General features: G+C 36.3%; 8 protein-coding genes and 1 tRNA gene. 6 read left to right on the top strand and 3 right to left on the bottom strand.

The window, feature by feature from the left end; genetic code table 11:
• Positions 1-20: 20 nt before the first annotated feature.
• Positions 21-92 (bottom strand) — tRNA-Arg (locus HMPREF2603_RS08785).
• A 148-nt stretch (positions 93-240) separates the two neighbouring features.
• Here HMPREF2603_RS08785 and clpP point away from each other — a divergent pair.
• Positions 241-825, top strand: coding sequence for an ATP-dependent Clp endopeptidase proteolytic subunit ClpP (gene clpP / locus HMPREF2603_RS08780; protein ID WP_002481561.1), 585 nt, complete (start codon positions 241-243; stop codon positions 823-825).
• 350 nt (positions 826-1,175) lie between these two features.
• Here clpP and HMPREF2603_RS08775 read toward each other — a convergent pair whose 3' ends face one another.
• Complete coding sequence (locus HMPREF2603_RS08775) at positions 1,176-2,078, bottom strand: TIGR01777 family oxidoreductase (protein ID WP_060804158.1); 903 nt, start codon at positions 2,076-2,078, stop codon at positions 1,176-1,178.
• A gap of 583 nt (positions 2,079-2,661) precedes the next feature.
• On the opposite strand from HMPREF2603_RS08775, the gene HMPREF2603_RS08770 reads away from it, so the two are divergent.
• A complete protein-coding gene (locus tag HMPREF2603_RS08770) occupies positions 2,662-3,450 on the top strand; it encodes a DUF4887 domain-containing protein (RefSeq protein ID WP_002481563.1) in 789 nt (262 codons plus the stop codon).
• A 44-nt stretch (positions 3,451-3,494) separates the two neighbouring features.
• Here HMPREF2603_RS08770 and HMPREF2603_RS08765 read toward each other — a convergent pair whose 3' ends face one another.
• Positions 3,495-3,719: a hypothetical protein gene (locus tag HMPREF2603_RS08765; protein ID WP_002481564.1), complete on the bottom strand. Its 225-nt coding sequence runs from the start codon at positions 3,717-3,719 to the stop codon at positions 3,495-3,497.
• 303 nt (positions 3,720-4,022) lie between these two features.
• Between HMPREF2603_RS08765 and HMPREF2603_RS08760 the strand changes: the two genes are divergently transcribed.
• From HMPREF2603_RS08760 to tpiA, 4 genes are all read left to right on the top strand, one after another.
• The gene (locus tag HMPREF2603_RS08760; RefSeq protein WP_060804159.1) at positions 4,023-5,048 is read left to right on the top strand and encodes a sugar-binding transcriptional regulator; all 1,026 of its coding nucleotides are present in this window, start codon (positions 4,023-4,025) and stop codon (positions 5,046-5,048) included.
• A 53-nt stretch (positions 5,049-5,101) separates the two neighbouring features.
• Positions 5,102-6,109 (top strand): type I glyceraldehyde-3-phosphate dehydrogenase, encoded by a 1,008-nt coding sequence (gene gap / locus HMPREF2603_RS08755; RefSeq protein WP_002481566.1) that lies wholly within the window; start codon positions 5,102-5,104, stop codon positions 6,107-6,109.
• 266 nt (positions 6,110-6,375) lie between these two features.
• Positions 6,376-7,566 carry a phosphoglycerate kinase gene (locus HMPREF2603_RS13645; RefSeq protein WP_002481567.1) on the top strand — a complete coding sequence of 397 codons (1,191 nt, stop codon included), beginning with the start codon at positions 6,376-6,378 and terminating at the stop codon, positions 7,564-7,566.
• Between the two features lie 39 nt (positions 7,567-7,605).
• Positions 7,606-8,367 (top strand): triose-phosphate isomerase, encoded by a 762-nt coding sequence (gene tpiA, locus HMPREF2603_RS13640; protein ID WP_060804160.1) that lies wholly within the window; start codon positions 7,606-7,608, stop codon positions 8,365-8,367.
• Position 8,368 lies beyond the last annotated feature (1 nt).

Genomic DNA, 8,368 nt, shown 5'->3' with positions numbered 1-8,368 from the left:
GGTTTAAAAAACATGAATAACCCCCTCGGAGGGAATCGAACCCCCATTTCAAGAACCGGAATCTTACGTGTTATCCATTACACTACGAGGGGTAAATATTAACATGCAATTATTAGTGTACCTGTCTCGTGTAGAGTGGTCAATATGATGATATTATAAAGGTGTGAGTTTTATTTTTGACCATTTTTGACTTTTAGGTTAAAATAAGGATAATTCATAAAAGTACAAGGAGGAAATAGAATGAATTTAATTCCTACAGTAATTGAAACAACAAATCGCGGCGAACGTGCTTATGACATTTACTCAAGATTATTGAAAGACCGTATTATTATGTTAGGTTCAGCAATTGATGATAACGTAGCAAACTCAATCGTATCACAATTGTTATTCTTACAAGCACAAGATGCTGAGAAAGATATTTATCTATATATCAACTCTCCAGGTGGTAGTGTAACAGCTGGATTCGCAATTTATGATACTATCCAACACATTAAACCAGATGTACAAACAATCTGCATCGGCATGGCTGCTTCAATGGGTTCATTCTTGCTTGCAGCAGGTGCTAAAGGTAAACGTTTCGCATTACCTAACGCTGAAGTAATGATTCACCAACCACTAGGCGGTGCACAAGGTCAAGCGACTGAAATCGAAATCGCAGCAACACACATCTTAAAAACACGTGCTAAATTAAACAAAATCTTATCAGAACGTACAGGTCAATCAATTGAACAAATTGAAAAAGACACTGATCGTGATAACTTCTTAACTGCAGATGAAGCTAAAGAATACGGCTTGATCGACGAAGTTATGCAACCTGAAAAATAAGTTGTTATTAAATATAGAAATGAAAAGAGTTCCGGGGGTTTTCCGGAACTCTTATTTTTGTCTTTTATAATGTTTTATTAAGTTAATGACGGTCCACCCTAATATAATAATTCCAACTATTAGGTAAAACAGTGCAATATATAAAGAAGGGATAGCTCGCGTCATTGAAAAACTGCCGATACATATTAAAAGTAATCCAGCAATGATTACTAAAATACGTGTTACAAGACTGCTTTTATCCATTCATACACCTTCATTCACTATACTTGCTATATCTGTATAAACGCTCGAATTTTTTATGATTTCATTTAGTAATAAGCGCTCACAATACAAATATATTATATAGCTTTTTACTCATGAACTAAACTATCAAGTGCTGATTTTAAGTCAGGATATGCAAATTTGAAACCATAAGCATCTAGACGGTTCGGAATTGCTTTTTGCGTATCTAAGATAATCGTTGCTCTTTGTCCTAAAACTAAGCGTAACAGTGCACTTGGTACCCATAATTCATGTGGTTTGTGCATTGCACGTGCTAAAGCATAACCGAATAAGTTTTGACGCTCAGCAATAGGTGTTGTCATATTGAAGACGCCTGAAGCATCATCTTGATTGATTAAGAAAAGAATCGCACGTGTTAAATCTGTAATGTGAATCCATGAATACCATTGGAAACCAGTACCTAATTTACCACCGAGATAGAAGCGGTAAGGTAATTCCATAGTTGGTAAAGCACCACCTTCATCTGAAAGCACCATACCAAAACGACCGATAATGACACGCGTACCATGTTGTTCGAATTTACGCGCAAAACGTTCCCATTGATATGTGATATCAGATAGAAAATCATGCGGATCGCATTTTGATAATTCTGTGTAAGTACGGTGCACATCTGGTGTATAATAACCTACTGCACTTGCGTTGAATAAAATTCTAGGGAACTCACCTTTATGTTCAAACAATTCATAAAGTGATTGTGTGGCTTGAATACGACTTAACATCAAAGTTTGTTTATATTCATCTGTCCATCTTTTATTCAATGATGCACCTGCTAAGTTAATCACAATATCAATATGATCTGGGACTTTATCTTCCCAACCTTCTTTACTCCAGTTAACATAGGTGATCTTATCATCTAAGTTTTGACGATCTTGACGAGTTAAAATAGTAATATGTGAATCTGTACTGTGTATTGCATCTACTAAATGACTCCCAACTAAACCTGTACCGCCTGTAATAAGAAATTCTTTCATTTTTATATTCACCTCATTAATATTAAACAACGTTTTGGATACCGAAACCCAATAGATTATAGACATTCTAAACATTCATTATTTATTCAATGTTTAGTCATTAATATGTCAATTTAAACTATGTAATCTTGTTTAAATCACTTATAGCTAAGTTATAATAGAAGTACCTTCGAAATTAATTAAACATCTCTTAATTAAAAATAGTATACCCCATAATATACATGCGAAGGTGAAATTTTGACTCCCTTTAGTATTGGACCTATGCGAGCAACGTATAGGTCCTTTATCATGTCTTTTTACGGTTGTTGATGTAGTATATTATAACAATCTTATATCAATTAATCATCTTACTTGGTTTTTGACCAATCGCCTTCTGTTAACCTATTCAAATAAATATTGAAATTATAAAATGTTTCCTAAGCAAAATAATGTATACCCTAGTGGAAAATGTTATGATATATAAATGAATACAGCTCAGATATAATAGTGAAGATGTTGTAAAAAAGGGTATGAGTTAATATATCAAAATAAGTAACTCAAGTAACTTATAGAAAAAGAAAAGGGATTGGAAAGAGGAGAGCACATGTCTAACAATAAAATGAGCAAACCCGCTAAGATACTAAGTGCTGTAATCGTATTTTTCTTATTATTCGGTTTAGCATTTGCGACTTTTGCTTTTGTAGATAATAACAAGAAGAGCAGCGAACGATACAGTCAACAACAGAAAAAAGAAGAGCAAGAGAAAAAAGATCGTGCTGAAAAGAAAAAACGAGAGGCAGAAAAACGCAAAAAAGAAAAAGAAGAAGAGGAACAACGTCAACAAGAAATTGCTGATCAACAAGCAGCAGAACAAGCAAGACAAAATGAATTAGCTGCACAACGTGAACAACAAAGACAACAAGCTGAACAAGCCCGTCAAAATGCAGCAACACAAAAAGCGCAACAAAAAGAACAAAAACCACAAAAAGATAGTTCTGATGATAAAGAAGCACAACAAAAAGCTCAAGAACAAGCAGAGAAACAACGTGAGCAAGCTAGAGAAGCGGCTCAAGAAAGACAAAAAGCACAACAAGAAGCTCAGCAAAAACGTCAAGAACAAGCACAACAGCAAGCTAAAGAGCAAGCACAGCAACAACGAGAACAACAAGCTGCTCAGCAAAAACAACAGCAACAACAAAAACAGCAACAGCAAGAAAAACAACAACAAAGCAGTCAGCCCAGGCCAGGGCAAGAACAGCAGTCAAGGTCAGTAAATGAATCACAAAGCACTCAGCAAAGACAAGCACCACAACAAAATACACAATCAAGTCAGTCTTCAAGCTCGAACCAATCAAGTTCAAGTCAATCGAGCCAACAGAAGTCAGACGATTAATTCATAAAAAGGACCGCAATGCCAAAAGCACTGTGGTCCTTTCATTATGAGATAAAACTGATTAGCCAAGTGATAACGAGTGCGATAATCGCAACAACAGGTAAACAACCGCATCCGAATGGCGTGCAGCCGAAGGAATAATATTTTATTTTTCTATCCTGTTCGAAGCGGGAACGCTGGTGTTCACTTGGACTATGTTTAAAGTAATCATCATCTTTATAGCGAGGGTCATTGGGATCAATGACTTCAGGTTGGTCATTATTTGTCATGCAACTACCTCCTTCGTACATATCCATTATAAAGTAGGGAATACTGAAAATATAATGATAAGAAAAAGTGGTTTTCAGATGATTTCTTAAGTGGAAAAAGGGTATAATATATTTGTAAAGGTAGTGTTGTTCACAACAATATTACTTAAATAGAATTGAAGTGAGTGTTTAAGCTTGCTTTTTATTCCAGATGATAGTATTATGACAATTGTAAGAGATGTTATTTTTTTGTCCCGCCTGGGACTAAAAACGTCAAAGCATGGTTGCATGTTGACCCTTAAATAAAAAGAGGAGGAAATAGTAGTGGAAGACTTGCTTAAAGTCCAACAGAAATTGATTCCTGAGCTTGTCGAAAAAATGTATCGAAGATTTACAATACTCACTACTATCAAAATGCACCAGCCAGTCGGAAGAAGAAGTTTAAGTGAATATATGAATTTGACTGAACGTGTGTTGAGATCAGAAACGAATACGTTGAAAAAGCAAGAATTAATCAAGGTAAAACCGACAGGAATGGAATTAACTCCTGAAGGCGATGAATTGATTGAATCCTTAGAATCATACTTTGACATGTATTCAGACGGTTATCATCTAGCACAACTGTTAAAAGAACGTTATCAAATTAAAAACGTTTATGTTGTTCCTGGTGATACCGATATGGATAGTGCTGTAAAAAAAGAGATGGGCAGCCAGGCAGGTCAGTTATTAGAACGAACTTTTTACGAAGATGCTATCGTTTCTATCACAGGAGGTTCCACAATGGCCTCTGTGAGTGAATCAATGCATGTACTATCATTCAAAACATTCTATGTCCCCGCAAGAGGTGGCTTAGGTGAAAATGTGGTATATCAGGCGAATACGATTGCAGCAAGTATGGCACAGCAAACTGGCGGAGAATATACAACATTATATGTTCCTGACAATGTCAGTGAATCAACATATGAGTTGTTGCTTCAAGAGCCCTCAGTTCGAAATACATTAGAAATAATTAAACAATCAAATATAACCGTCCACGGCATTGGTGATGCGCTGAAAATGGCAAATAGACGTCATTCGTCTAAACAAGTGATTGAAAAGCTTCAACATCACAATGCAGTCGGAGAAGCATTTGGATATTATTTCGACAGCGAAGGTCATATCGTTCATAAAGTTAAAACGATAGGACTTCAAATGGAAGATTTAGTATCGAAGCAATATATCTTTGCTGTAGCTGGAGGTGCTTCAAAAGGAGATGCGATCAGAGCGTATCTATCCATTGCTCCTAAGAACACAATTCTAATTACAGATGAAGGCGCAGCAAGAAATATAGTTCAATCACAATCAATTTAGTTTAAAAAAGTGACTTCACTTTTTAACAATATCTTTTAAAGGAGGCCATAATAATGGCAGTTAAAGTAGCAATTAATGGTTTTGGTAGAATCGGTCGTTTAGCATTCAGAAGAATTCAAGATGTTGAAGGTATCGATGTAGTAGCAGTAAACGACTTAACAGATGATGAAATGTTAGCACACTTATTAAAATACGATACAATGCAAGGACGTTTCACTGAAGAAGTTGAAGTTGTAGATGGCGGATTCCGCGTGAATGGTAAAGAAGTTAAATCATTCGAAGAACCAGATGCAAGCAAATTACCTTGGAAAGATTTAGACATTGATGTCGTATTAGAATGTACTGGTTTCTACACTAGCGACGAAAAAGCACAAGCTCACATTGACGCAGGTGCTAAAAAAGTATTAATCTCTGCACCAGCAACTGGTGACGTTAAAACAATCGTTTATAACGTAAACCAAGATACTTTAGACAGTTCTGACGTAATCGTTTCAGGTGCTTCTTGTACTACAAACTCACTTGCTCCAGTAGCAAAAGTATTAAATGACAGCTTCGGTTTAGTAGAAGGTTTCATGACTACTATCCACGCTTACACTGGTGACCAAAATACTCAAGATGGTCCACACAGAAAAGGCGACAAACGTCGTGCTCGTGCAGCAGCTGAAAACATCGTTCCTAACTCAACTGGTGCTGCTAAAGCAATCGGTAAAGTAATTCCTGAAATCGACGGAAAATTAGACGGTGGCGCTCAACGTGTTCCTGTAGCAACTGGTTCATTAACTGAATTAACAGTTGTATTAGACAAAGACGTAACAATCGAAGAAGTAAACGAAGCTATGAAAGCAGCTTCTAACGAATCATTCGGTTACAACGAAGACGAAATCGTATCTTCAGACGTAGTTGGTATGACATTCGGTTCATTATTCGATGCAACTCAAACTCGTGTTATGACTGTATCTGGTCGTCAATTAGTTAAAGTTGCAGCTTGGTATGACAACGAAATGTCTTACACTGCACAATTAGTACGTACTTTAGAATACCTTATCAAAGACGTAAAATAATCTATAAACAATAATATTAAGGTCTGAATTTAACAAGCGGTAATGTGTTGTTGAAATTCGATGACCAGCTTATGAGTAAGCGGGGAGGCACATACGCTTCTCCGCTTATTTTCATTAAGTACATGGTTATTAGAGTAGATATTTTCAGAAACATGAAAAATTTCATTTGATTCTGTATTTATATCTGCATTATTTCTGCCCATATGCTAACCTCAAATTACAGACATTTTATAAATTCGCGCTTTTATTCAAAGGAGGAAGTTTTGATGGCAAAAAAACATGTATCTGATTTAGATTTAAAAGGGAAAGTCGTATTAGAACGTGCAGACTTCAACGTACCATTAAAAGATGGAGAAATTACAAACGATAACCGTATCGTTCAAGCTTTACCAACAATTGAGTATATCCTTGATCAAGGTGGTAAATTAGTTTTATTCTCTCACTTAGGTAAAGTTAAAGAAGAAAGTGATAAAGAAAAATTAACATTAAAACCTGTAGCAGTTCGCTTAAGCGAAAAATTAGGCAAAGATGTTAAATTCGTACCGCAAACACGTGGTAAAGAACTAGAAGATGCAGTTGCTGCATTAAAAGAAGGCGAAGTACTTTTAGTTGAAAATACACGTTTCGAAGACTTAGACGGTAAAAAAGAATCTAAAAATGATCCAGAATTAGGTAAATACTGGGCATCTTTAGGTGATGTATTCGTTAACGATGCATTCGGTACAGCACACCGTTCACACGCTTCAAACGTAGGTATTGCATCTCACTTAGAAAGTGCGGCTGGCGACTTGATGGAAAAAGAAATCAAATTTATCGGTGGCGTTGTAAACAACCCTGATAAACCAGTTGTAGCAATCTTAGGTGGAGCGAAAGTTTCAGATAAAATCGGTGTAATCGAAAACTTATTAAATGTTGCTGATAAAGTCTTAATCGGTGGCGGTATGGCATATACTTTCCTTAAAGCACAAGGCTATGAAATCGGTAAATCTTTATTAGAAGCTGACAAAGTAGACTTTGCTAAAGATTTATTAGAACGTGCTGGAAACAAAATCGTTTTACCAGTTGATGGTAAAGTAGCTAAAGAATTCTCAAACGATGCACAAATCACAGTTGTAGATATCGATCAAATTCCTGAAGATCAAGAAGCATTAGATATCGGACCAAAAACTGTTGAATTATTCAAAAAAGAATTAGAAGGTGCGCATACAGTAGTATGGAACGGACCTATGGGTGTATTCGAATTCGAAAACTTCGCACAAGGTACTATCGGTGTTTGTGAAGCTATTGCTGAATTAAAAGATGCAACTACAATCATCGGTGGCGGTGACTCAGCTGCAGCAGCAATGATGCTTGGATTCGAAGATGACTTCACACACATTTCAACTGGCGGCGGTGCATCATTAGAATATCTAGAGGGTAAAGAATTACCTGGTATTGCATCAATTAGCGACAAATAAGTTGTAACTTATTAATAAACTTTCAAGGAGCGTTTTATAATGAGAAAACCAATTATTGCAGGTAACTGGAAAATGAACAAAACAGTACAAGAGGCAAAAGACTTTGTTAAAGCTTTACCTCAATTACCTGATACAAACGAAGTTGAAGCTGTTATCTGTGCACCAACAATTCAATTAGATGCATTAACTACAGCAGTTAAAAACGGTGAAGCTGAAGGATTAGCAATCGGTGCAGAAAACACTTATTTCGAAGATAACGGTGCTTTCACTGGTGAAACTTCTCCAGTTGCGTTAGCTGACTTAGGTGTGAAATACGTTATCATCGGTCACTCAGAACGTCGTGAATTATTCTTCGAAACTGATGAAGATGTTAACAAAAAAGCACATGCAGTATTCAACCACGGTATGACACCAATTATCTGCGTAGGTGAAACACTTGAACAACGTGAAGGCGGAAAAGCTGAAGAAGTTGTCGGCGAACAAGTTAAAAAAGCATTAGAAGGCTTATCAGACGATCAATTGAAACAAGTTGTCATTGCTTATGAACCAATCTGGGCAATCGGTACTGGTAAATCTTCAACTGCTAAAGATGCAAACGAAATGAGTGCATTTGTTCGTAAAACAGTTGCAGATCTTGCTAGCCAAGAAGTTGCAGATGCAGTACGTATTCAATATGGCGGCAGCGTAAAACCTAACAACATTGTTGAATATATGGCTGAATCTGATATCGACGGCGCATTAGTCGGCGGAGCTTCATTAAAAGTTGAAGACTATGTAAAATTATTAGAAGGTGCTAAATAAT

Origin of the sequence: Staphylococcus sp. HMSC055C03, assembly GCF_001809385.1 — a bacterium.
GTDB classification, from domain to species: domain Bacteria; phylum Bacillota; class Bacilli; order Staphylococcales; family Staphylococcaceae; genus Staphylococcus; species Staphylococcus simulans.
Note: the sequence above shows the minus strand (reverse complement) of the source record. Positions and strands in the feature narration are given on the sequence as shown.

What these genes read in the sequence shown, in the direction of transcription:
- HMPREF2603_RS13645 (WP_002481567.1), top strand. Translation starts at nt 6,376, where the DNA reads ATGGCAAAAAAACATGTATCTGATTTAGATTTAAAAGGGAAAGTCGTA.
- clpP (WP_002481561.1), top strand. Translation starts at nt 241, where the DNA reads ATGAATTTAATTCCTACAGTAATTGAAACAACAAATCGCGGCGAACGT.
- HMPREF2603_RS08765 (WP_002481564.1), bottom strand. Translation starts at nt 3,719, where the DNA reads ATGACAAATAATGACCAACCTGAAGTCATTGATCCCAATGACCCTCGC.
- HMPREF2603_RS08770 (WP_002481563.1), top strand. Translation starts at nt 2,662, where the DNA reads ATGTCTAACAATAAAATGAGCAAACCCGCTAAGATACTAAGTGCTGTA.
- tpiA (WP_060804160.1), top strand. Translation starts at nt 7,606, where the DNA reads ATGAGAAAACCAATTATTGCAGGTAACTGGAAAATGAACAAAACAGTA.
- HMPREF2603_RS08775 (WP_060804158.1), bottom strand. Translation starts at nt 2,078, where the DNA reads ATGAAAGAATTTCTTATTACAGGCGGTACAGGTTTAGTTGGGAGTCAT.
- gap (WP_002481566.1), top strand. Translation starts at nt 5,102, where the DNA reads ATGGCAGTTAAAGTAGCAATTAATGGTTTTGGTAGAATCGGTCGTTTA.